The 23,954-nt window shown below is 59.5% G+C and carries 19 protein-coding genes and 3 pseudogenes; 10 read left to right on the top strand and 12 right to left on the bottom strand.

Annotation, left to right across the window (positions count from 1 at the left end; translation table 11 throughout):
* Window positions 1–604: 604 nt before the first annotated feature.
* From QA643_RS27765 to QA643_RS27785, 5 genes and pseudogenes are all read right to left on the bottom strand, one after another.
* Window positions 605–2,204: pseudogene (locus tag QA643_RS27765) on the bottom strand (ABC transporter ATP-binding protein); the annotation flags it as partial.
* A 251-nt stretch (window positions 2,205–2,455) separates the two neighbouring features.
* Window positions 2,456–2,938 (bottom strand): hypothetical protein, encoded by a 483-nt coding sequence (locus QA643_RS27770; protein WP_283028914.1) that lies wholly within the window; start codon window positions 2,936–2,938, stop codon window positions 2,456–2,458.
* Complete coding sequence (locus QA643_RS27775; RefSeq protein ID WP_283028915.1) at window positions 2,922–3,197, bottom strand: hypothetical protein; 276 nt, start codon at window positions 3,195–3,197, stop codon at window positions 2,922–2,924. The genes QA643_RS27770 and QA643_RS27775 overlap by 17 nt, the downstream gene beginning before the upstream one ends.
* Before the next feature lie 358 nt (window positions 3,198–3,555).
* Complete coding sequence (locus tag QA643_RS27780) at window positions 3,556–4,086, bottom strand: carbohydrate porin (protein WP_349253299.1); 531 nt, start codon at window positions 4,084–4,086, stop codon at window positions 3,556–3,558.
* A complete protein-coding gene (locus tag QA643_RS27785) occupies window positions 4,028–4,207 on the bottom strand; it encodes a hypothetical protein (RefSeq protein WP_283028917.1) in 180 nt (59 codons plus the stop codon). Before QA643_RS27785 ends, QA643_RS27780 begins: the two co-directional genes overlap by 59 nt.
* A gap of 1,625 nt (window positions 4,208–5,832) precedes the next feature.
* Here QA643_RS27785 and QA643_RS27795 point away from each other — a divergent pair.
* The 10 genes and pseudogenes from QA643_RS27795 (at window position 5,833) to istB (ending at window position 15,520) form a co-directional block, all read left to right on the top strand.
* Window positions 5,833–6,255: a transposase gene (locus QA643_RS27795; RefSeq protein WP_283028918.1), complete on the top strand. Its 423-nt coding sequence runs from the start codon at window positions 5,833–5,835 to the stop codon at window positions 6,253–6,255.
* Window positions 6,252–6,605 (top strand): IS66 family insertion sequence element accessory protein TnpB, encoded by a 354-nt coding sequence (tnpB, locus tag QA643_RS27800; protein WP_126261795.1) that lies wholly within the window; start codon window positions 6,252–6,254, stop codon window positions 6,603–6,605. The genes QA643_RS27795 and tnpB overlap by 4 nt, the downstream gene beginning before the upstream one ends.
* A 69-nt stretch (window positions 6,606–6,674) precedes the next feature.
* A pseudogene (locus QA643_RS27805) lies at window positions 6,675–8,035 on the top strand (IS66 family transposase); the annotation flags it as partial.
* 69 nt (window positions 8,036–8,104) lie between these two features.
* The gene (locus QA643_RS38785) at window positions 8,105–8,275 is read left to right on the top strand and encodes a transposase domain-containing protein (protein WP_349253300.1); all 171 of its coding nucleotides are present in this window, start codon (window positions 8,105–8,107) and stop codon (window positions 8,273–8,275) included.
* 1,085 nt (window positions 8,276–9,360) lie between these two features.
* On the top strand, window positions 9,361–11,433 hold the full coding sequence (locus QA643_RS27810) for a prolyl oligopeptidase family serine peptidase (RefSeq protein ID WP_283028919.1): 2,073 nt from the start codon (window positions 9,361–9,363) through the stop codon (window positions 11,431–11,433).
* A gap of 501 nt (window positions 11,434–11,934) precedes the next feature.
* Window positions 11,935–12,192, top strand: coding sequence for a DUF938 domain-containing protein (locus QA643_RS38790; RefSeq protein ID WP_349253235.1), 258 nt, complete (start codon window positions 11,935–11,937; stop codon window positions 12,190–12,192).
* Complete coding sequence (locus QA643_RS38795) at window positions 12,074–12,352, top strand: DUF938 domain-containing protein (protein ID WP_349253236.1); 279 nt, start codon at window positions 12,074–12,076, stop codon at window positions 12,350–12,352. Before QA643_RS38790 ends, QA643_RS38795 begins: the two co-directional genes overlap by 119 nt.
* 20 nt (window positions 12,353–12,372) lie before the next feature.
* Complete coding sequence (locus QA643_RS38800) at window positions 12,373–12,579, top strand: DUF938 domain-containing protein (protein WP_349253301.1); 207 nt, start codon at window positions 12,373–12,375, stop codon at window positions 12,577–12,579.
* A gap of 581 nt (window positions 12,580–13,160) precedes the next feature.
* Window positions 13,161–14,711, top strand: a complete 1,551-nt coding sequence (gene istA, locus QA643_RS27820) for an IS21 family transposase (RefSeq protein ID WP_283028920.1) — start codon at window positions 13,161–13,163, stop codon at window positions 14,709–14,711.
* The gene (istB, locus tag QA643_RS27825; protein ID WP_283028921.1) at window positions 14,708–15,520 is read left to right on the top strand and encodes an IS21-like element ISBj11 family helper ATPase IstB; all 813 of its coding nucleotides are present in this window, start codon (window positions 14,708–14,710) and stop codon (window positions 15,518–15,520) included. Before istA ends, istB begins: the two co-directional genes overlap by 4 nt.
* A 1,366-nt stretch (window positions 15,521–16,886) precedes the next feature.
* On the opposite strand, the gene QA643_RS27830 is transcribed toward istB, so the two are convergent.
* From QA643_RS27830 to QA643_RS27860, 7 genes and pseudogenes are all read right to left on the bottom strand, one after another.
* Entirely contained in the window at window positions 16,887–17,816 is a 930-nt protein-coding gene (locus QA643_RS27830; protein ID WP_283028922.1) for a TauD/TfdA family dioxygenase, read from the bottom strand.
* 725 nt (window positions 17,817–18,541) lie between these two features.
* Window positions 18,542–19,105 (bottom strand): annotated as a pseudogene (locus QA643_RS27835) (transposase); the annotation flags it as partial.
* Window positions 19,104–19,988 (bottom strand): transposase, encoded by an 885-nt coding sequence (locus QA643_RS38805; protein WP_349253237.1) that lies wholly within the window; start codon window positions 19,986–19,988, stop codon window positions 19,104–19,106. The pseudogene QA643_RS27835 and the gene QA643_RS38805, both read right to left, overlap by 2 nt.
* A 923-nt stretch (window positions 19,989–20,911) precedes the next feature.
* The gene (locus QA643_RS27845) at window positions 20,912–21,160 is read right to left on the bottom strand and encodes a hypothetical protein (RefSeq protein WP_283028923.1); all 249 of its coding nucleotides are present in this window, start codon (window positions 21,158–21,160) and stop codon (window positions 20,912–20,914) included.
* A gap of 99 nt (window positions 21,161–21,259) precedes the next feature.
* Complete coding sequence (locus QA643_RS27850; protein ID WP_283028924.1) at window positions 21,260–21,670, bottom strand: hypothetical protein; 411 nt, start codon at window positions 21,668–21,670, stop codon at window positions 21,260–21,262.
* Window positions 21,671–22,171: 501 nt separating this feature from the next.
* Window positions 22,172–22,471 carry a Flp family type IVb pilin gene (locus tag QA643_RS27855; RefSeq protein WP_283028925.1) on the bottom strand — a complete coding sequence of 100 codons (300 nt, stop codon included), beginning with the start codon at window positions 22,469–22,471 and terminating at the stop codon, window positions 22,172–22,174.
* Between the two features lie 295 nt (window positions 22,472–22,766).
* Window positions 22,767–23,906 carry a hypothetical protein gene (locus tag QA643_RS27860; RefSeq protein WP_283028926.1) on the bottom strand — a complete coding sequence of 380 codons (1,140 nt, stop codon included), beginning with the start codon at window positions 23,904–23,906 and terminating at the stop codon, window positions 22,767–22,769.
* Between the last annotated feature and the right edge of the window lie 48 nt (window positions 23,907–23,954).

The raw sequence follows: 23,954 nt of genomic DNA on the forward strand, positions 1-23,954 counted from the left end.
TGGACTGCGGCAGACGTACGGAGCTTGAAGAAGCATTCGAAGACTCGCACGCCAGTCGCGAGGGTCTCTAAGGAACTCAAGCGCACTATCGGTGCGGTGCGCGTCAAAGCCTCTCAACTCGGAATCGGGGTGGGCCATCAGCGGTGATCGCCAACGCGCGGATAGCGCGGCGCGTCGTTAGCCTTCATGATTTTCGATGCGGTGTTGTCCCGCCGACGTGCGGTCCGCGCAAGCACGAACTCGCCTAACCTGGGTTGTTCTCGCGCGTTGCGCATGGCATCAAACCGATAACGGCGAACACGAGGATGCGATCAAGGCTGCGCACCGTCGACAGCCGGTGTGCGATCACGATGAGCCGATATTTCTGAAAAGATTTCTCCTTTCTGATCTAGTCGCGGTAGGGACGAGGATTGCTCCTCGCCCCCCGCACAGATCCCGGCGTGCGCTGCTAACGCACCGGGCTCCTCCCTCGGGTCAGACGCCGTGCGATGAGCGATTTGGTCACGCTCGTTGCCCGACGCGCAGCCATCATTCGGATCGACGCGGCATGTCGGCTCAGTGTCCGAACCGCGGCCGCCTAACGGCTGTTCCCCTTGGGTGAGTTTGAGGTGCGCCCCCGCATCAGCCGCTCCATCGCCTGCTGGATCAGCGCTTCCGATTCCGAATCGAGGCTCGAAGTTGCCTCATCCAGGATCAGCACCGGTGCATCTGTTAGGAAAGCGCGCGCCAGGGCCACGCGCTGCCGCTCGCCGCCGGACAGCTTAACGCCACGCTCGCCAACGAGCGTGGCGTACCCCTTCGGAAGCCGCAGGATGAAGTCGTGCGCATTGGCAAGCCGCGCCGCCTGCTCGATCGCCGCCATGCTGGCGCCGGGCCGGCCGTAGGCGATGTTCTCGGCGAGCGAGCGGTGAAACAGGATCGGCTCCAGCTGCACGATTGCGATCTGGCTCCGCAGCGATTGCTGTGTCGCCTGCGCAATATCCTGGCCGTCGATCACGATCCGGCCATCGGAGATATCGTAGAGCCGCTGCACCAGTTTGACGAACGTGGTCCTGCCCGAGCCGGACCGGCCGACCAGGCCGACGCGCTCGCCCGCGAGAATGTCGACCGACAGCCCGTCATAGAGCGGCATGCGGTGACCGCCGTAGAGAAACGTCACGTTCTCGGAGGTGATGCGACCGCCCTCGATATTGATCGGCTTCGCGTCAGGCACGTCAACGATGCCGAGCGGCTCGCCATGAATGGTGACCAGTTCCTGCATCTCGTTCACTGTACGCTGCAGGTTGTTGATGTGCATGCCGAGGTCACGCAAATAGGCGTGGATGACGTAGTAGCTCGTCAGCACATACGTAACGTCGCCCGGCGAGGCGCGCCCGGCAATCCACAACAGGATCGCGCAGCCGATCACCGATCCACGGAAGGGCAGGAGCATCACGAGCTGCGCCATGCTGGTTGCGTTGTAGCGCAGCCACGTGCGCCGCACCCGCGTCCCCAGCGGTTCACGACACCGAGCGTCCTCGCGCGCTGCGGCGCCGAACGATTTTACCACCGCGTTGCAGGTGAGCGCGTTAGCCAGCGTGCCGCCAACCTTGGTGTCCCAGGCGTTGGAGCCTTGTGCGGCGGGCGCGACATAGCGGATCGAGAGTCCGATGATTAGCGCGACATAGACCATCGCGCCGACTGCGATCACGCCACCCAACGCGGGCCAATTTAGTCCGAGCAGGATCATCGAGCCGACCAGCACCGCCAGCGACGGCAACAGGGCCATCAGGATGGTATCATTGAGCAGGTCGAGCGCCCACATGCCACGCGTGATCTTGCGCACGGTCGAACCGGCGAAGGAGTTGGCGTGCCAATCGGTTGAGAAGCGCTGCACGCGCACGAACGCCTCGCGTGCGACATCCGACATCATCTTGAGATTGAACGGCACGACGGCCTGCAGACCTACAAGACGCAGGATGATTGATCAGGCCGAGCGCGATGGTGCCGACGAAGGCAACCAGCGCCGCATGGTCGGAAGGGCCTGACGTCAGCGCGCCGACCAGATCGCCCGGGTACACCGGCATGAACAAGTCGGCCAGAGTTGCGTCGAGAAAACCGACGATCACGATGGCCGCGCGGAAGGGCTGCTGCAACCAGTGGCGGAAGAAGAATGGGATCACCACGCGGATCGCGGTGGGACGTTTGTCATCTAGAGCAGTCATCGCGCAATCCGGTCGCGCTCACAGCGCAAGCCGACTCCATCTGCGTTGACGCGCGGCGTCGCAAAGGCGCGACGGAGCGCCGGTATTCGACCAGTGCCCTTCGCCCGACGAAGCGCTCGATGCCAGGAGTCCAAGTCGCCTAGGCTTGATCGATAGCTTCCTGCCGAAGCCTGGCATTCTCAAGCAAGGTGAGCAGCTCACCCCTTCTATCACCGGGCTCATTCCGCTGCTCGTGCGATGGCGTTGAGCTATCAACTTGGCCGACGGTTCTCGCTGTCTGCGGTCTTGAGCGGCCTGGCGACATTTCTCAGGATCTTGTCGCGGCACTTGGCGAGCATCTCCTTCGTGTACGCATCGCCAAAGCGATCCAGAATGAATGTGCCGCCATAGCCCCACTCATCGGCAACGCCGCTGGTGAGGCCGTCTAGGATTGCGCCGATCTCGGAGAGGCGATCGGAATAGCGGGCGCGGATAACGTTGACCGCGTTTGTCGAGTGAGCTGCCTCGTCGGCGATCAGCTCCCCCAGGCAACGATGGAATCTGTTGTCCCCAAGTCCACGATAAAAATCCTTGTCCGCAGCATAGGCGTGGCAAGTACATGTTTCGTCAAACGCCAGCACAACGATCAGAGAAAATTCGTCTCGTAGGCACTCATTGACCGCGCTAAAATCATGTAGCCGACCGTCCAACCTCTCCCAAAGATCCTTTTCGGATCCATCAGCTACGAGCTCCATGATTTGGATCAAACCATTTGGTGTGACGCTCCTCGTCCGCGGCGCAAGCATTAAAGAGCGCCGCACTTTCCTCGGTGGCGATCAAGTTACGGATGGACGACTCCTTTTCCAATTGCCTTGCGTCATATTCGGTATACAAATCTATCCACAATTTATTCCAACGTGCGCGCAGAGTTGATGGCTCAGCGGCGAACATAGCCGGCGTCAGACGATCGAACAATTCAGTGGGGCTCCATTTGCGTCGAATTAGCGTGATCATCCCGCTCCCCTAGACAAGCCCACAGAAAGGCCGGATATTGGTATTGATCGCGGTCAACACGCTCACAACTAGTCTCGGCGTCTCCGAGTTGGCTGTGCCAGCCGAACAACTGCTAGAGCGATGATCAATGAGGCCGGGCCACGGCACATACTGAATCGCCACTCGCAAAGATGTCGGCAATCCGCGCTTGGTTGCTCCGCCTTCGGCGCTGTTCGGAAGCCATGACATTTCAAGGCGCGTCACCCCGGCTCTGTGATAGAATTACGCACTGTGTCCATTCTAAGCCTAACGGTGAAAAACCAAACGCAGACTCGCAAACATTCCGTGGAGAAAAGTGAGTGAACAACGACGATTACGATTAAAGCTGAGCCGGAATTGTGGCCCGCTTATGAGGACACGCCTCTAGCCGTTCGGGAGTTAGAAGAATATCGACGTAGACACCAACAATTTCAGAGCATGTGGCCAATGCAGCGTCCACTGCAAAGTTGCTCCACGCTGTGTTGGTGGCAACAATAGCAATCTGATCACCGGGCCGGCTGTCAAATAGTCCCTTCGCATAAAGACGAAGCTCAAAATACTGACTGACTTTATTCAGGTCAGGGGGAGCGTACATCGCAGAGAATCCACGATAGATACCACAAGATGCCGAGCCCTCGACATCAGATTGCCAGAGCTGCCTGTCCGCAGCGACGTAGAAGACACTGTTCGCGTTGGCTCTCGGTTGGTTCGGATACTGCAGGTTCGTGTAGCTGCTGTTGTTGAAACCGGCGCCTGCCCGCAACCAGGTCTCGGGCACACCCGGAGCAGCTTTGTTCTGATAGCCAGTTTCATCAAGCAGAAGAATGCCCGCGTTGGACGTGCTCCAGTTTAAAACCGGTCGGATTTTCAGTTATTTGCGCAGATTGACCGTCCGGACTGAGTGAGCGCTGGATTGAAACTTTGTTATAGAAGCGATCATCAAAATCGTACTTCAGGTTGAGAGCTGGCGTTGGCGCCGGATTGTTGCTCATACCCGCTTGGTATAGGATGTTCGACGAGGGCCCAAAACGTTTGCTCCCGCGTTCCCTCCGACCACTGTACCTGCAAACTCATTTTGATTTCTGAGATAACCCATTTTGAGTTCGAGTTTTTTGCCGAAAAACGTCTGATAGTAGGCAATTGTATTGATTCCCACTCTATCGGGTCCTCCGGCCTTCCACGTCCAGTATTGCTGCTCGGCTCCCAAGATGATCTGACCATCGGGAATTCCAAAGCGGCTGAGGTGCTGAGGTCGTAGGTCACAACCATGAAATTTGTGGTATTAAATGTCGTATCCTGGCCAATATATAGCTGATTGGCGATGGTGCTTCTGGCTGCACTCGGCAGTTGATTGTGTACGAAGGTATTTTGTGTCCAGCCAATATAACCAATCCCGACGTCTGCCAGCGCAGATCTAATGATCTATCGTGTCGGCAGAACCAGGTATATTGAGCCACATGCCTTTTCGCGAAGGTTCTCGAATTTCGCAAATGGGTCGGTCCTCTTTTGAGTTCTGTTCTTAGCAACTTCATCACTTCATCCGCAGTGTCGTATGCTGCAGCAGGTGAATCGGTAGTTTGCGTTAGCGCCGAGCTACCGACGTGATGCGCGGCTCGTCTGACCAGGCGGCGTCGAAGTTTCGTGGCCTGATCGGTCTTCTTTTGAATTCTTCGTTCAGCGATCTCATCTGGAGTTTCGCTTTTTGCAGTAGGCACGTTGGCAGCTTGTGACAGCGCCGAACCGCCCACGAGACTCGCTGCTAGGGACAGTATGATAGCAAGCACTCTTTGCTTCGGAGCTGGTTGAAAACTGAACACTGGTGCAGCAGCCGAGGATATCCGAATCGATATCGCCGCGACAACCCGACCACGCATAGCGAGCCCCGCTTCCCTATTGCTAAGTTTGAGGATTGCGGTCCGGCCTGATTGGCACGGACTGACGCACAAGCTTTGGCGACTGAAGCGGCCCGCGTGAGACTTACAGCCACCAGCTCCGTCTGTCCGAGCGACACCCGCTCAGGCGATTCCGAGCCTCGTCTCCGGCGCGATTACCGGACGCCATGGCATAGCCGGTAGCGTATAGGTCGAGCGCCCTATAGGAGCCATGCTATATCGGCAGTTCCAACGCAGTTCTGCTGCCCCGCGTCGACGTCGATAGCGGCGGCCGGCCTTATTCGGCGCGTTCGCTCGGCGAGACACTGGCGACGGGCGGGCGGAGCTTCGCTGTCCTTGCCACCAATACACCAGTAACGACCCGCCAATTCCACAATAGGGCTTAGGATTTCGCTCATAGAGGGCGCCCTCGTCGAAGAAGATATCTCCTTCGAGAAGATAGCAGTCGCCGGAAAGCAAGGCGTCGCGTGTCCGCCACGACGCGTTGGCTCCCCGAAGCTTCGTCGGCATCGACGCTAACCGAGAGGCGAGGCAATTTACAGGACCGATGACCAGAGACTTTTGAAGCCTGCACGCTCGGCGATCGCGCCAGAAGGTCCATTATGGGCTTCCATGAGATTGGAGAGATCGCTGTTGGAGTAGACGTAAGCGCTTAGCCGGAACCCTTGCTTCGGGATCGGTATCGTTGTGCGAAAGAAGCCTCCGGGCTTGGACGGAGGTTTGGGATGGGATTGGACAGCAAAAAGGACGTCCATTTGGACGGCTCAACGACGGGGTCGGTGAGCCGGCTGGAGGTTCTTGAAGGACCATCGGGGCGCCGCGTACGTTCGGAAGCTGAGAGAGCTCGGATCGTCGCCGAGAGTTTGTTACCCGGTGCCCAGGTGTCCGAGGTGGCGCGCAAGCACGGAGCGACGCGCTGGCAGATCTACGATTGGCGACGGCGGTTTCGACAGCGAGGCATGTTGCCGCCGTGCGAGGCATCGGAGCCGACATTCGCGCCGCTGGTCGTGGAAGGTGCGTTGGAGGAGCGTCAGGTTCCGGCGATCAAGCTTGAGATCGCGATCGGCGATGTCGTGCTGCGGACGGATATGGCCATTGATGCCGAGCAGTTGTCCCGAGTGATCCGCGCGGTGCGAGCGTCACGATGATCGCGGCTGGTGCGGATCTGAAGATTTACGTTGCAACGCGGCCGATCGATTTCCGCTGTGGCCATGATGGGCTTGCGACGAAGGTGCAGGAGATGCTTCGTCTCGACCCGTTCAGCGGCGCGGCCTTCGTGTTCCGATCGAAACGAGCTGACCGGATCAAGATTTTGGTCTGGGATCGAACGGGCCTGGTGTTGGTGCACAAACGTCTCGAAGGTTGCAAGTTCGTTTGGCCAACGATCGCAGACGGCGTGATGCGGATGTCGCCGGCGATGTTCGCGGCCTTGTTCGAGGGGCTGGATTGGAGGTTGGTCCGTCCGGAAGAAGCACGCCGCCCGCAGGCGGCGGGATAACTGCGGCAGAATGACTCGGAAGCTATTTTGAACGTGGCACGCGCGGCGGCGATATGCTCGAAATAGCGCATGAGCATCGCAGCGCTGCGCGACGAAAACGAACGCCTGAAGGCGCTTTTGGCGCAAACGCAGGCGGCCTTGAGCGAGCATCAGGGCGCGCTGGCGGCGTCGGAGGAAGCCCGACGTCGGCTGGAGGTCATTCTCGGCGAATTGCGACGCGACAGGTTCGGCGCGAAATCCGAGAAGCTGCGACCAGATCAATATCACTTGCCGCTCGAAGACGTGGAGATCGCGCAAGGCATCCTGGATGCCGCACAGGAGAAAGCCGAGAAGGTCATCCAGGGCCGATCGCGAAACGCGACGGATCAAAGCTCTCATCGCAATCGCGGCTGCTTGCCTGCCCATTTGCCGCGGGTGGAGCGGATCATCGAGCCTGCGAGCACGCTCTGCCCGTGCGGTTGCGGCGCCATGACGAAGATCGGCGAGGACGTCAGCAAACGGCTCGACGTGATCCCGGCGCAATGGCGCGTGCTGGTCACACGCCGCCCGAAATACATCTGCCGCCGCTGCTCGGGCCCTGTCGTGCAGGCGCACGCACCGGAGCATGTCGTGCCGGGTGGACTACCGACCGAAGCGGCGATTGCGCACGTGATCGTCTCCAAGTTTGGCGACCATACGCCGTTTTACCGTCAGGCCGAGATCTATGCGCGCCAGGGGATCCGGCTTGATCGGGCGACCCTGGGCAATTGGTCCGGCCGCGCCTGCTTCCATCTCCAACCCGTTGCCGACCACATGCGCCGCCATCTGGCAGCGGCGGATCGTCTGTTCATGGACGAAACCACGGCGCCGGTGCTCGATCCCGGGCGTGGTCAAACGAAGAAGGGCTACTTCTGGGCGATCGTCTCCGACGACCGCGGTCACAGCGGCCCAAGTCCGCCGATCGTGCTGTTCCGATATGCCCCCGGTCGCAGCGGCGCCTTCGCTGAGCAGTTCCTGGACGGCTTTGACGGACGCTTCCTGCAATGCGATGCCTATGACGGTTATGACCGGCTCAGCGAAGTCGCTCGACCGCAAGGGCCGTGGACGCTCGTGCATTGCTGGAGCCATTTGCGCCGGCGCTTCGTCAAATTGGCCCGCAACAGCAAATCGCCGATCGCCGAGGCCGCCGTTCGGCACATCGCACAGCTTTACGCCATCGAAGCCATGGTACGCGTTCATCGCCGGACATCAGGCTGGCCGCGCGTAAGGAGCACTCGCTGCCCATCGTCGAGGCGTTGAAGCCGTGGTTCGAGAAGCAGCTGTCGATGATCTCCAGCGGCTCGACGCTCGCCGAGGACATCCGTTACGCGCTCAATCATTGGCAAGGGCTGACCCGCTTCCTCGAAGACGGCCGCCTCGAGCTCGACACCAACCCGGTCGAGAACGCCATCCGGCCAGTTTGCCTGACCAGGAAAAATGCGCTCTTCGCCGGTCATGAAATCGGGGCAGAAAACTGGGCCTTGCTCGCGTCGATCGTCGCCACCTGCAAGCTCAACGACGTCAACCCGGCTGCCTACATCGCCGAAACACTCGAGGCGATCATCGACGGCCATCCTCATAGCAGGATCGAAGACCTCATGCCGTGGCGATTCCGCAAATCGTCAAGCAGCCCCAATAATGGTCCCGGCTAAGCGCTTACGAGTAGACTTGAAGCTGCAGGCGACGAGTCAGCACATCCATGAGGTCCGTTGGATCTATATTGCGTCCCGACTTCCTTCGTGTGACCCGCGCGGCGTTCATTGACCCACGATTGCCATGTATCCGTTATCTCCATCAATTACGAAGGTTGGTAGTTGACTGTGGCGCAAGCCGTTGCGATGCAGGGATCGCGGTTGCTACGTGCGCACAGGGCAAGTACGTCCCAGCATCTAGACGAGCTCTCGCCGGCCCGCCCGGTGCAAACCGGGCGAGAATGTCAGTCGCTGGTGAGCGTTGCAGCCGCTCAGCTTGGTTAACGTTCCCACCTCTTGCCGAAATCCAGTCGGACCGCGACCTTGCTGATCTCTATCAGCGAATGTCGCCGCTTTTCCAAACGGCGCTGTCGCATCTCCGACGTATGTCGCAATTCGTCAATGCGCTCAACACGCTGGAAGCCGGCTGCAATTCTCTCAAGCCCTTGGCTCAACGCCGGGATTTTGTGAACGCCAGGAGTGGTACGGCAATTGCTGTTCTCATCTCAATTACCCGCAACTTCAGGAGTAGCGCATGTATAATGTCCTCTGCGCCAAGCAGGTTCGCGACTCCGTGCAAATCCGCCTGCAGCCCATCAGCAATAGCCTCAAGCCTCAGAACTCCGATGATCATCACTCCATTCGATTGGGAGCTCACCCTAGGGCGCTGAAGCTGGGAGACGTTCGTTGGCAAGATCACCGTGCTCCCCATACGGTCTCCAGACGCCGGGGACTTCTTACGCTGGGCGCAGACCTTCCGAGCCGATCGCGCTGTGCTGCTCGACGATCTCTCTTTGCCGTCGGCTCGCTGGCGACCAGCAATGCGCTGGCGAGCGCGATGCGCAAGAATCAGCAGAGAACGTTGTCGGTCTGATCCCATCTTCGCTGACAACCTGACCATCGATCGCAAGCTGAGGGGGCCCTCGGACCTTGAGCAGTGCGTGGAGACAGTCGATCGCTCTTCGTGTTGCTTATGTCTATCGGAGAGCCTCGTGCATGCTCTCGTCTCATCTACGCGCACTTAAAGTGAAGGCTATGACACCGCCATGGATGCAATCTTCGATTCCAGACCAACGCTCGACCAGCCAGATGATGACCCACACCTTTGGCTTGAGGCGATCGATAGTCCTGAGGTTCTGGCTTGGGTCGACGCTCGCAATGCCGAGACGCTGTCCCGATATGGGGGTGCAGCTTTTATGCGCGACCGGGACATCGTGCTCGACTTGCTTGATCGACCAGACCGCATCCCAACAGTCCAACGTTACGGCGACCTTGTCTACAACTATTGGACGGATGCGGAACACCCCCGTGGGTTGTGGCGCCGGACAACAGAGGCCGGGTACCGCACGGGTACACCGACGTGGCAGGTGCTCCTGGACCTGGATGCTCTGGCTTGGACGGAAGGTGAGGACTGGGTATGGGCGGGAGCCACGATCCTCCCGCGAACTCATGATCGTGCGCTCCTGCGCTTGAGCCGGGGCGGAAGCGACGCCAGCGTCTTGCGCGAGTTCGATCTGTGCAATGTTGCCTTTGTTGAGGACGGTTTCACCTTACCCGAAGCCAAAGGCGAAGCGGTCTGGCTCGACCGTGACACGCTGCTGCTATCGAGCGCGTTCGGACCGAATATGGCAACGCGCTCCGGCTATGCACGCACCGTGCGGCTATGGCCGCGCGGGTGTAACCCACTGGATGCGGCCGTGCTGTTCGAAACCGAACCTGCAAACTTGAGCGTCGGGGGATGGGCCGACCATCAGACAGGGACAGAGCGACTGACGTTCGTGGAGTGCACGAGTTTCTTTGATGCGACGATCCACCTCGGCGATCGTTCGGGCCCGCGCGCGCGCCTCGACCTACCCTCGCATGTTAATGTGAACCTCCATCAGAACTGGCTCTCCCTGCGTCTGCGGCAGCCCTGGACAATTGACGCGAGCAGATACCAACCCGATACGGTCCTCGTCATCGCTTTGACGGACTTTCTCGCGGGCGGGCGTAACTTCACCGTCCTGTGGAAACCGGGCGAACGACAAGCGCTCCAATATGTATTTTGGTCGGCTGGCCGGCTGATACTCTACATTCTGAACGATTTACGCCCGATGCACCTGGTTTGCGAGTTGCAGGAAGACGGCTGGGCGCAGTGGACCTTGCCTGGCCTGCCCGCACTTGGCAGCGTCGATATCTGGCCTCTCGATGGCTACTCGGAGGAAGCTGACGGGACGCTGCTCGCGACGGCACATGATCCCTTGACCCCGCCGACGCTCTTTAAATTCCCTCCCGCGCTCAGCGCACCGTGCGTGCTACGTCAGTCGCCCACCCTCTTTGACGTGCGGGGTTTGCGCGTCTCTCGTCATGAGGCAATCTCGGCGGATGGGACCCGCGTGCCCTACGTCCAAGTCGGGCCAGCGACCCTCGCCGGCGACGCTCCCGTCCATCTCACCGCGTATGGCGGTTTCCGTCACACACTGCTGCCCACTTATCAGCCAGTGCTCGGTAGACTTTGGTTGGAGCGAGGCGGCACCTGCGTGACCGCCAACATTAGAGGCGGCGGTGAATTCGGCACCAGCTGGCATGACGCCGGGCGCCGAGAGGGCAAGGCACGTGCGCATGATGATTTGGCGGCGGTCGCTGCCGACTTGGTGGCACGCGGGGTAACACGGCCTGACAGGATTGCGGCCCAAGGCGGGTCGAACGGGGGCCTGCTCATCGCCAACATGCTAACGCGCCATCCGGAGCACTTCGGTGCGTTATTCTGCACGGTTCCGCTGATCGATATGCGACGCTACGCCAAACTCCTGGCCGGGGCGAGTTGGATCGCGGAATTTGGCGATCCAGACAATGTTGAAGATTGGTCGTTCCTCAGTGAAATCTCCGCCTATCATACGGTGCAAGCAGGTCGCCCGTACCCGCCGATCCTACTTGCCACAACACGTCGAGACGACCGCGTGCATCCCGGGCACGCGCGCAAAATGGCTGAAAAGCTACGTAGGCTTGGCTGCGATGTCTCCTTTTATGAGTCAGACGCCGGCGGACACGGCTACGGCAAGGACAACGAGCAGAACGCCTCTTTCATAGCACTCGGATTAACCTTTCTACGTCGCGCCATCGGATGGGACAGCCTGTAGCCTACGCTGGTTGATTGTCCATGATTGAGAACACCTGATGAGTTTCGGAGCAAATACAAACGCCGACCCGAGAGGCTTCTGAGCAGGCCCAAGCTGCGGCCTTGGCTAGTTAGTTGCTAACCGGTACAAGGCCCCATCTCGCCATCCCTCGGGCTCACCTGCCATACAAGCTGGGCTGAGCTGATCCGAGGTGGAGCGATGGCGATGCCATGCTTGATGCCAAGCCCGTCGTCGCGTCAAGGTGCTCACCGGGAGCGTGAGCGGGCGAGGATGGACTTACCGGAGAGCCTTGAGAAGGGTGTGAACATCCGCAACGTGGCGCGGCGCAGTGGCGCTGCCCGCTGGCTGCTTACGGTGTATCGACACTATAATTCCAGCGGCCGTCGGGGCTGTGCCCCAGTACTGGATACCAACCGCTACGCACGCGCCCGCTGATCACTGCAGAGTGGGAGCTCATATCGGTACCTAATATCGTTCGCCATAGAAGCAAGGAGTACCCGAATGTCCGATAGACCCAATATCGATCCGTATCCGCTCAGCCCTTATGTCGCCTGGGCGGGCAACCGCAATAAGGATGCGATTCTAAAAACGTTCGAAGAACTCTTTCCTACTAAGGGCGCCGCTCTTGAAGTAGCGACTGGTGCCGGATTGCATATCAATTACTTCGCACCATGTTTTCCGGAACGTTCGGTTTCAGCCTTCCGATTACGATCAAAGCGTTTTCGAGACCATCAAAAGGAACCGCATCGAAGACGATAACAATAACGTTGCTGATCCCGTTCTGATCGATCTCACCGCGCCGGCGACCTGGCCGGATTCCGATGAGCGGCTCTACGACGTCATCTTCGTTATCAACATCTTCCATGTTGCCCCCGTCTCGATCGCGACGGCATCGCTGCGCTTGGCGCAAAGCTCCTGAAACCATGTGGCTTCATCACAATCTATGGTCCCTTTAAAGTTGACGGGAAATACACCACGCCATCGAACGAGGCATTCGACAGAGAGATCCGGGCGGCCGCCGTGCCCGAATGGGGTCTCAAAGACGTGCGGGATCTTGAAAGAGAGACCGGGAAGCATGGGCTGGCGCTCAAACGGCAATTGGATTTGCCGGCCAGTAACCTCATTCTGATTTTTGGTAGATCCTGAACGGCGGCTCAGCCTCTCCAGTGTTGTGGCGCGGCGAGTCCCGCCACTTCGTACTGGTGGCGCCTTCTAGACCTACCGAGCGCCAGACGCTTGGCGATGAATGACTACCGCCGAGAGTTCGCGACGAACATGGGGCGCGCCAGGTCCAGACTTCGGCCGTCAGATTCGGTGTTGGTGCTTCAACCGAACTGGGAGCGGCGCCAGCTCGCCGCTTAGCGCGGTGATCAGCGGGCGCGCGTAGCGGATCCAATATTGGCGCAAGGCTTCGACGGTCGCCGGGATATCGAGGTTGGGCGTCACGCAGAAAGTCCTTAGTTTCGCGACGCTCGTGGCGGTTCGAGCAGCGGACGGGCCTGATCGTCGCGACAGTGCAGCAGGATCACCGGATGGCCAGCAGCAGGCCGTTTTTGACGTTGTTGACTGCCGCGCGACAATCAAAGTGACAGTGGAGCGTCAATCAGGATGAGAGAGCTTCGCCGGGCTCGTGACGCAGGGAGGGCGTAGCCCGACCGGAGTTACGAGCCCGGCGACGGCGCGATCCACAGAGGACCGCGCCGTCTGGTGATCGCGGCTGGCTGGTTATGCAAGTGGTTCTTCCGCCAAGAGGAATCACTCGTTTGCCAGGCCAACACGTCACAGATCACCAGATGAGGCTCTACATGAAGTACCGTCAGACCGATACCCCGCCCGTGGCCGCCGCCAAGGCCTCGTTCAGCACCTCGACCGCTTATCGGATCGAGAAGGATATTCGCCTTCCATCGCAGAAGAAGGACGCCCGCAGTCGTCGCCGGCCGGACCCGTTGGCCGGTGTGTTTGAGACAGAAGTGGTGCCAATGCTCAAGGCCGCCCCCGGCGTGCGGCCGGTAGCGATCTTCGAGGAGATGTTACGGCGCCATCCTGAGCTCGGAGCTGGAATCCGCCGCACGCTGGAGCGCCGGGTCCGCGCCTGGCGGGCGATCCACGGCGAGGAGCAAGAGGTCATCTTCCGCCAGACCCACGAAGTGGGTCAGGTCGGCCTATCCGACTTCACCGACGTGGGCGAGCTTGGGGTCACCATCGCGGGCATGCCGCTCGATCATCGCCTCTATCACTTCCGGTTGGCCTATTGCGGATTTGAGCACGCCCATGTCGTGCTCGGTGGCGAGAGCTTCGTCGCTTTGGCCGAAGGGCTGCAGAATGCCCTGTGGTCGCTCGGTGGGGCACCGCGGGAGCATCGGACCGACAGCCTGTCGGCCGCCTTCTGCAATCTCGATCGTAATGCGAGGGACGATCTGACCCGGCGGTACGAGGACCTCTGCGCCCATTACGGCATGCGGCCTTCCCGCAACAATCGCGGCATCGCCCACGAGAACGGGGCGATCGAGAGCTCGCATGGCCATCTCAAACGGACGATCGCCGATGCGCTGCTGTTGCGCGGCACTGCCGACTTCGACGATCTCGCCGCCTATCGCGGCTTCATCGACGAGATCGTTAGCCGCCGCAATGCCCGCAACGCCAAGCGGATCGACCACGAGCGCGCCACCCTGCAGGCGTTGCCAGATCGCCGTACCTCGGACTACGAGGAGGTGATTGTCCGCGTGACGTCAAGTGGCGGCTTCACCTTGCGCAAGGTATTCTATACCGTGCCGTCACGCCTGATCGGTCACCAGCTGCGGGTGCGCCTTTACGACGATCGTCTCGACGTATTCGTCGGCGGCACCCATCTCGTCACCCTGCCGCGTGGGCGGCCGCATCCCAACGGCAAGCACGACCAGGTCGTCGATTATCGGCACGTGATCCATTCCTTGCGGCGCAAGCCAATGGCGCTGCTCAATCTCGTCTACCGTGATCGGCTGTTCCCGCGCGATGCCTATCGCCGAACCTTCGATCGCTTGCGCGAACGATTGCCGGACAGGAAAGCTTGCCGGCTCATGGTCGAACTGCTCGCGCTGGCGCACGAGCGCGGCTGCGAGGCCGAACTCGCCGGTCAGCTCGCCGCCGACCTCGACGCCGGCCAACTGCCCGACCTCGGACGGCTGCGCGCCCACTTCGCGCCCGATCCTGCCTGCGTGCCGCAGGTCATGGTGCAGCTTGCCCCGCCTGCCAGCTATGAGTGCCTCATCGGCGCCGGCCAGATCGGAGACGCCGCATGAACACGGCCAACACCGTCGACACCGCCCGCCTCAATCTGTTGCTCAACGAGCTGCGGCTACCCGCCATCAAGGTGCTATGGCCACAGTTCGCCGAACAGTCCGACAAGGAGGGTTGGCCGGCGGCCCGCTTCCTCGCCGCCATCGCCGAGCACGAGATCGCCGAACGCGGCCGCCGTCGCGTCGAGCGCCATCTCGTCGAGGCGCGGCTGCCCGCCGGAAAGACCTTCGACAACTTCGACTTCGAGGCTGTGCCGATGATCTCCAAGGCGCAGGTGAGCGCGCTCGCCGCTGGCGATGGTTGGCTCGGCAAGGGCGCCAATCTGCTGCTGTTCGGTCCGCCCGGCGGCGGCAAGAGTCACTTGGCAGCAGCCATCGGCTTGGCCCTCATAGAGAACGGATGGCGCGTCCTCTTCACCCGCACCACCGATCTCGTCCAGAAGCTCCAGGTGGCGCGGCGCGAGCTCAACCTCGAGGCCGCCATCAACCGCCTCGATCGCTTCGATCTCTTGATCCTCGATGACCTTGCCTACGTCACCAAGGACCAGGCCGAGACCAGCGTGCTGTTCGAACTCATCAGCGCGCGCTACGAGCGGCGCTCGATGCTGATCACCGCCAATCAGCCCTTCGGCGAATGGAATAGGGTCTTCCCGGATCCCGCCATGACGCTCGCCGCCATCGATCGTCTCGTTCACCACGCCACCATCGTCGAGATGAACGTCGAGAGCTATCGCAGGCGCACCGCGCTCGAACGAAAACGCGGTCCAGGACGACCGCCCTCGCACGCGACACCAAAAACACTCGCTGATTGACGCTCCGCGACAATCAGAGCCAACAAAACTCTTGCGCGCGACAATCATCGCGGCAATCATCACCTCGCCGCGACACCGACTCGCCATCCTGATTGTCGCGCGCTTCCCACCCAGATTGTCGCGCTATAGTTGACGTTCAGCAACGGCGCCCACGCCGATATCCTGAGCCGCATCGTGGTGTAGAAACCTGGTCATCAGGGTCGCGCATCGATATTGCCACTGGGTTTGCGCCGGTGCATCGGCGCGAACTGGCTAGGCGTGGTACGATCTTGCTGATGACCAGCGCCATACCGCTGCCGTCCCACGCCAGAACCTTCACTCCGTCTATGCGCTTGCTGCGGAAGACGAAGAGGTCGCCGCAATTCGGGTTTGCGCGCAGCGCTTCGCTCACTACAGACGGCGGTATGCGCCTACTGGCGAAAGTCGACCGGCTGTGCCGGCAGCACCAACTTGAGGTCGGAGTGCAATCACTGGGTGCCCCGAAGCGGCGACAGCACCGTCGAAAGCGTCGCCAGCTCCACTCCCGGTTCGCCCCGGATGCGCGCCCCATTCGGCTGGATCTCGTTCACCCCGCATGCTTCGCCGGCGGCGCGGCGATCTCCAAAGGCCTCGTCTGTGCTGACGAAATCTGTTGTCGCTAGCTCTCCTGCCACCGCCCTCGGCACCAATTTGGATCGGCAAGAAGCTCGGCGCTTTGCCGGCTACCGCCACCGCAACCGGCCGTCGCCACATCGTAAGCAGCCGCGGGCAACGCCATTGCGCAGCGCCACCTCGGAACTGTGTTCGTAGCCTCCCCAAAGCTCTCTCGGCCACTCTGGCCTTCTCGGTCGTCCACCGTCGTCGCCGGCATTGCCCGTGATCACCTCGATACGACGATAGGAATTCACCTTCCTGCCTGGCATCAAGCATGGCATTGCCATCGCTGCACCGCCACTGACTGCTCATGCTAGGCTGTATCACAAGCGATACTGGCCGTGGCGAGGTGGCGACCTCATGCCCTTACGAAAGGCCAATCGTACGGCTTTGGAGGTTGCCTCGACCGCGAACTGAGGCAGCGATGAAGCTACTCGTCTTTAGTTAGTCCGGTCGGACCCTAACGCGAGGCGACGAGGCGGTGTTAGCGCTGATTTTCATGTCGGCGGTAGCAACTCGCACCAAGGTGCCTTTTGGGCGTCATGGCAGTTCGATTCCGCTCAGCTTTCGATGCAACGGGCGCTCAGTAAACCGATGCTTCTTCTGATTTGAGAGCTGGCACTACACCGTGGTAAGCCGAGGGCAAACCAATCTGGCGGATACTGCAAAAGCAGCGAACGGGCGGACAAGAGCAGTGTCGCATCGGCCGGATCTTGGTTAAATTGCGAACGCGCTAGGCGGCTTTCGCGGGCGGCTGCTTCGTAGCCTTTATGCGCATTACGCTGCATCGACCGTCGATGCTGACGGGCACCTCGCCATCGACGGTGGCTCGACGAACGACGCGATGCTGGTCGCCGTAATCATTGACCGCATAATGCTGCGTGGCGCGGTTGTCCCAGATTGCGACATCGCCCTCCTTCCAACTCCAGCGCACCGTGTTTTCGGGCGCTGTGATATGAGACTGGAACAGATCGAACAACCTCTGGCCGTCATATTTTGAGATACCAACAAAGCGCTGCACCACATCGCCGAGCACCAGCGTGCGTTCTCCAGTTTCCGGGTGAACACGCACGACGGGATGCTCGGTCTCATAGATCGTTCTGGTGAAGACCTCTTCAAAATGCTTCTTGTCGGCCTCGCTGGCGCGGGCCATTACGGCATAGTCGAAGGCATTGCTGTGAACGGCCCAGAGCTCGTCGGCAAGCCGTTGCAGCGGCCCCGGCAGGTCGAGATAAGCGGCCGCCGTGTTTGCCCAAACCGTGTCGCCACCAGATAATGGCATCACAACGCCTCGCAGCACTGCGAGCTTGGGATAGGCATCGACAAAGGTTCCATCGCTGTGCCACAGGTCGGCCCGGCTAGCGGCGCGGGCGGAATCAAGCTCGATGACCGACGCCGTTCCCTTCATGGCACCGAGCGTCGGATGCGGCACAAGCTTTCCGAAATGAAGAGCAAAGCGCTCCCGCTCGGCGTCGTCGAGATGGCCCTGGTCCCGAAAGAAGATGACCTTGTGCTTGAGCAGCAGTCGGTTGATCTCGGCAATGGTCTGACCCGGCAAATCCCCCGATAGCTTGATATTCTTTATTTGAGCGCCGATGCGCGCTGCGCATTCGACGATGTCGGCACACGGAACGACACTATCGATCAAGGCCGTTTTGCTCATGGTGGTATTCTCCAAATTGTCGTTTTGTTCGTAGACCAATCTATTCAGCTGCAACACGAATTGGTGAACGCCAGAGGTCGACCGCACAATGGGTTTCAACAAAATCCACGACGATTGGCCCGTGCGCTCTTCACGCGATATCGGCCAGGGGACGTGTGAGACGTGCGCGACGGTCATTAACCTGTGATTGCCATGGGTCTGTCATCTCCATCAATTGCTAACGTTGGTAGTTGACGGAATGCAGACTTTTACTTGCCACTACGGGAGTGATGCAGGAATTGCAGCCAAGAACACATGGTCGGCGGCGGTTAGCCGGCCAACACATCGGCGGTAAAAGAAACCTTCGCAGACCTCCGAAACACGGTCTAAGTTTCTGCGTGCTCTTAAGTTTAGCTATGAATTTTTCCAAGACAAAAGACGAGCGCCTATTGGCGTTTTACGAAAATGTTCGCCAGCAAGCAATCTTAGATGCCGGAGAAGCCGCTATCGCTTCGCTGGCGAAAACGTCCGCGCCTATCGGAACGGCTGCGCGAAAAAATGGATAGCCGGCGGCTCAAATTCACACCGGTAGATTGGCCAGAAGGCCTCGTCGATGATCGACGTGGGTTTATGTGTTTCCTGAGGATTTTCAGCCCGGACTCGCCCAGCAGTGACGGTCAGTATGTAAAATTGGCGAATGCCCGACAACATCTACAAATTGGTCGAACAAAATGGGCCCGAGCGGTTCAAAGTGATTGCCGACGCGAAACCGCAACGGCATTGCTCGCGTCACTTTTTTGGCCTCGTCGTAAGCGGCAAGCTGAGGCCGTCAGGCGGCGTGGTTCCATGGCATAAGCGCGTGTCTGCAGCAATGTTGCGATGGTCGCCCAAGTTCGTCCGCCGCCGTCGCTGCCCGCGAAGAGGCTATTCTTTGTCGTAATTGTTTGTGGTCTGATGGCGCGTTCGACGATGTTGGAGTCGAGCTCGATGCGACCATCGGCCAGGAAGCGTTCGAAGATGGCACGGCGCGAGACGGCGTAGCGGATCGCCTCGGCCAGTTTTGATTTGCCGGAGATCCGTCGCAAGATCTGCTGCCAGAGATCGAAGAGATCTGCGACGACTGCCGCAGAGGCTTGCTGGCGCGCGGCAACGGCGTGCGTCGGGGGCTTTGACGCGCACCGTCTTCTCGATCTGCCAGAGCTTTGCCATCCGCTCGACCGTCGTCGTTGTCACGCTCGAGCTCCCTGCAACATGCAGCCGTAGAACTTGCGTCTGCTGTGTGACCAGCAGCCAGCCAATGTGATGCCATCAGCTCTTCCGGCTCAATGAGCCTTGGTGATACCGCCGCGTCGGATGGTGGCGCCACTCGAGTGCTCCGACGGCACGAGGCCGAGAACCCTCAACGAATGGCGTCATCGACCATTGTGGCGCCAGCTCTTCCATCCGCTTGGTCAAGCAGTCCACACCGGCCTCCGCGTCGGTCACGGCATGAATGTAGTCCTGCAGAACGATGTGGCTCGCCGGGTGATCGAAGCGCACCGTGGTGAGCCAGCGACGATAAGCCAGAGTCCACCCCTTCTTCCCGGCATAGATGCGCCCATGCCGCAGCAGGAAGCCTTGGAGATGTCGCCGCGCCTTGCCGAGCACACGCATCGCGGTGGCGCGGGCTCTCACCAAGTCGCGCATGGCCTCATGCGCCGCATCCGGAACCCACACTGCTGTCAGCTCGCCGCTCCGGTGCAGCTTGGCCAGCATTGCCGCATCGCGCTGGTCGGTTTTTACCCAGCGTTCATCGGGATCAGCGAGGGGGCCACCACGATGCAATTGTGCCCCAGGCCCGTCAGTTGTCGATGCAGGCCATATCCGCAGGGTCCGGCTTCGTAACAAAAAACTTACCTGCCGGTCATTCTTGCCAAGCTTCTTCGCCAGCTTGGCGATTTGGTCAGCGCGATTATGGATGATCCCCAAGTTACGAACTTCCCCGCCGCGCATCCCTTCGGCCACCGCAACCGAAATCGTCGCCTTGTGCACATCCAGCCCCACGAAAATGCTATCGTTCATCAGGCCCGCTCCCCATGCTCTGAGGCTCGGCGCCGGACCATCCGGCGCAACCCTCGATAGGAGCTTGCCGCCGGGCGGGCCGCCCGTCACCTCAGAGGGCGAACATAGGGTGTAGGGCCGACGACTCTGCATGAAGCGGTGGGCTCTGCCAGGCGTTCGCAGTACACAGGTCTAATCGATCCGGTCACGTGTCAAGGTTTTTCGCGATTGCAAGGGATCATGGCGTAGGTATGGGCATGATCGGCACATGCCTGCCTCGCACGCGCCAAGTGGGCGACTGAGCAAGAGCGTCTGCTTTCGTTGCGGCGGCTCTAAATAGAACAAATGGTCGAACAAAGCTTGAGCTAACAAAGAAGCTTCTCCCCGCACGCGCGTGGGCACGTTCGAGCACCACGTGGTGCCAAATTAGAAGAGTACTGGCCCCCTGGACTTTATCGGCGGCGGGGCTTTATACCTTCTTGGCGCCCCATCTAGCCATCACGGTAGGTGGATCACCCTCAAGATGTCAGGTCTAGATTAGCGCGCATGTTCCCAGCCTTTGGAATCTTCCAAAGGCAGCTTGCCACTGCGCCGGGAGCACCCACCAAAGAGCTTAGCCGTAGACCCACGCCGCTGGGGCCATCCGGCAACCCAGTCACGATCCGGCCCGTTGTGCGACGCCATGAAGAACAAAGGCCATCATATGACTCGATCTTTCCGGGATATCGTTGTGACGACAATTACCACCATCTCGCTAGTGGCTCTCCTGCTGTACATCGCGTTCGGCCCACCAGTCTGAACGACGCAGGCCCATTCAGAAAGGTCCCGGCGCGAGGCTTGGGGGCTGGTTGCGCCAGAGCCGCTACACAGAGCGCCTTCCGAACGCCGAATCAATTTACCGGAATAAATGGTGCGAGGTCCCTAGCGCTCACGATTGCCCTACAATTTTGATCTCCCGCACAACGAGCGTCTCGATCTGTTCGTAATCTGTTCTTGAATTGGCTTGTCTAATTCACGATCAGATGGACTCGGAGGGTCTGGTGCAACGACAACCGTTATGGATCGCAACCATCCGGTCATCGCTTCCTTGCAATCCGTCCCCGCCAGCGGTTGCCGCCATTCGGCCATCGCTGCCCTGCAAACCTCTTCCTTGAGGAATCGCGATCATAGCCATTGTTCACGCACCGACCGCAGCCCCGGTCAGAATCAAGATCCTGCCCGACATCAGGCCCTTCATCGCCAGTGCGCAGGTTGAGGCCGATCGGCTGCAGGATGAGTTCAACGAGTTGATCCAGCCAAATATTTGTTGACCAGCTGCGCATCATGATCGGACGCGATCTCTCCCGTTTCGATCATGGGCCCCGTCATCTGATCGACACCCATAGCACGGCGGCTCGCCAGCCGTTTCAAATTGGTGATCGATATTATTGATCGCGAGAAGCCGACCTTTCATCAGCTCGTGCAACGCCTGGCGCACGCGGCCACTGAGTGATTGCCAGTCCGCCGGAGAAGATCGCCGACAACGTCCAAACCTGGTTCGAGAACGGCGCAGCCGACGGCTTCAAGGCCATGTCGCCTTGGCTGCCCGGCGGCCTCGATATCTTTGCCGAGTCGATGAGAAACACGCTGAGGATCCCCCTGCTCCATCGCCCTCTTGTCGAAGCGGCGATGGTTGGATCGCAAGGTGTCGAGTCCTGCGCAGTGCCGCCGAGCGAGCGAGCACATAGACGAACCAGACCGTGAAGTTCGTGTAAAATCGGTACATTCAGCTCGCTCATGAGCCGAAGAGCTTCGTTCGAAACGGACGCGGCATGCACCGGATCGAGGTCGCCCAAGGTACCCGCCTGCAAGAACCCGCAATATCTTTTGTGCAATATCGATCAATATAACGCATGGGCGAGCATCGGAATATGAACTGCGCGAGCATGTTGCAATAGCAAATGCGAGCGGGCGTGCTGAACTCCTGACGGGAGCACGCGAAGATCGTACGTGCGCAGCTGCGGATAAGCTGCGCACCAGAAGCTGCGCTTCCCTAGGACGACGACCTGTGATTCACGTACCTCCGCGACCAAAGCGTCATCATCCACAGCAGGATGGACGGGCGCGAGAAATACGACACAGGCGAAAGAAAGACCTCTTGAACGACAATCCGCGTGGTGAAATCCGTCGAAAGAGGACGCTTCAAGGCTGGATTTAGGCATCAGCCTGGGGCCAATTGCATCAAAATGTTAGGATCGTTGAAGATAATGATGCGATTAAACGCATTAAGCGGCAAAACGGCACCCTCTACAAGGAGAAGACCGAGGATTGGCAGCCAAAGATGCCTGAGGACGACGTTACTCCGGCCCATGCACCCCAGCATTCTTATCTATCCCCTTCACCTCATCGATCTGAGGAACCTGCGGTAGTTTTGTCGAAGATCTGTTGCTGGGCTCACGTACGAAATCCAACTTGTCAAGCTGGCCGGTCGACAAGTTAGGTGAAGGCGATGAACTGCAATCAAGGTTGTGGTTTGTGCGAAGACCAGTCAGCGCAACGACAAGAGGAAGGGAGATCACCACCGCAATCAGGCCGTACTCGATGGAGGTCGCACCACTCTTGTCCAGCCGAAAACGCAGAAAAGGAAATGATTTCATTTCAATGCCATTTTCCCGCGAGTCTCGGTCCGGCTTGTCATTCTGGCTCTTCTAATTCGGTCCACGCTCAGCCCTTTCCACTATGCTGCGTAAAGTTATGAGAGCTGCACAACCAGCGCTTTGAGGCGTTCAACGTCTTGCTTGCAGCGCCTCAATTCGCGCTGCTCATGTGCGTCTTCGATGCTTCGGGGCTGGCGTCTGTCATGACGCGGCAAGTATACCCGATTCTGGTCGGCCACACTCCGATGAACATAGTACGAAACGGACGAAAATTCTCGTTTCTCGCCTGAGTGTGTCAGCTCGGCTGCTCGTGAGCATTGACCAACCCAAATGTTGGTTTTGGCATAATGACTGGGCCAAAAGCCGATTCCGTTTGTCCGCGCCAGCCCCTCATTGTGAGCTTATGCTCTAGCCAACCTAAGACGCGATCGTCGAAAGACACGAAATCTTCAATCTCCCCAGCGACGGTCCGGATCATAGGCGGTATAGCCAATTCCATGTCGATGCGCGCTTCCAGGCAGTCAGATTGAAGTTTGATCGCCTCCGACACGCTGGTGATGGCGCGCCCTCCGGCGACCACGAGAACTGGGCATGTCAACCGTCGCACCAATCGGGAGCGACGCGCTGACATTTCGTCGTCGTCCACCATATCTGCGGTCCTCGTCATCCAGCGGACAGATGCCATAGTCCTCGCCCAGTTCCAAATGCCGCCGTCGCAAACCGCCGCAGCAACGCGGCTATCAGACGCAGCGAAGTCGGTCGCGAGAGCGGCCGATAATCCTTCTCCGTAGACGCCGATCCGGCCGGCATCAATCTCAGCCCGAACTGACAAGTAATCCAAACAGCAAGACAGCAATGTTTCCGATGGGATATCCGAGCTATTTGAGACGTCGTCGTAAGAGACGATCAGAACCGCCATGCCGCGACCAATCACCGCGGGCAACAGTCTCCCGAGCAGCGTCGCTCCTGCTTCTTGTTCTCTGGCGATACAAATGATCGCCGGCGCGGATAATTCGGGATTTCCGGCGGGCAAATAGTGGGCTAGAAGTTCAGCTTGATCGCAGCACGCAATTCGCACCCGCTCAAGCTTCTGCTGCAGAGACAATCCTAACTTCTGTATAGTGACGTCGACTTTCGCCGAAATGTCTCCACTTTTTGGATCGTCTTCATCAACTAGGTGCTTGGCAACTTCAAAGGCCGTTAGCGCACAAAGCCAGGCCTCGGTCGCCTCTTCGAAGGCCTTTTTCTTGATATTTAGCTCAGCAAGAAGGCACCGAGCATCTCCAATCTCTGTCCATGTTGCGGCCCAGTTCTGCCGACCTATCGCGCCGCTGATGAGGTCAGCCGATAGATTGCCCAAGAACGTCGCGGCGCTTTGCCGTACGGACACAAGATCGCTCCTCACCTGAGGCCAAGCAGCGCTCTCCATTTTCATGAATATCCTCCCCAAACTGTTTCAGCTCGAAAGTGATCGCTTAAACAT

The sequence above is a fragment of the Bradyrhizobium sp. CB3481 genome (genome assembly GCF_029714305.1).
Lineage (GTDB): Bacteria > Pseudomonadota > Alphaproteobacteria > Rhizobiales > Xanthobacteraceae > Bradyrhizobium.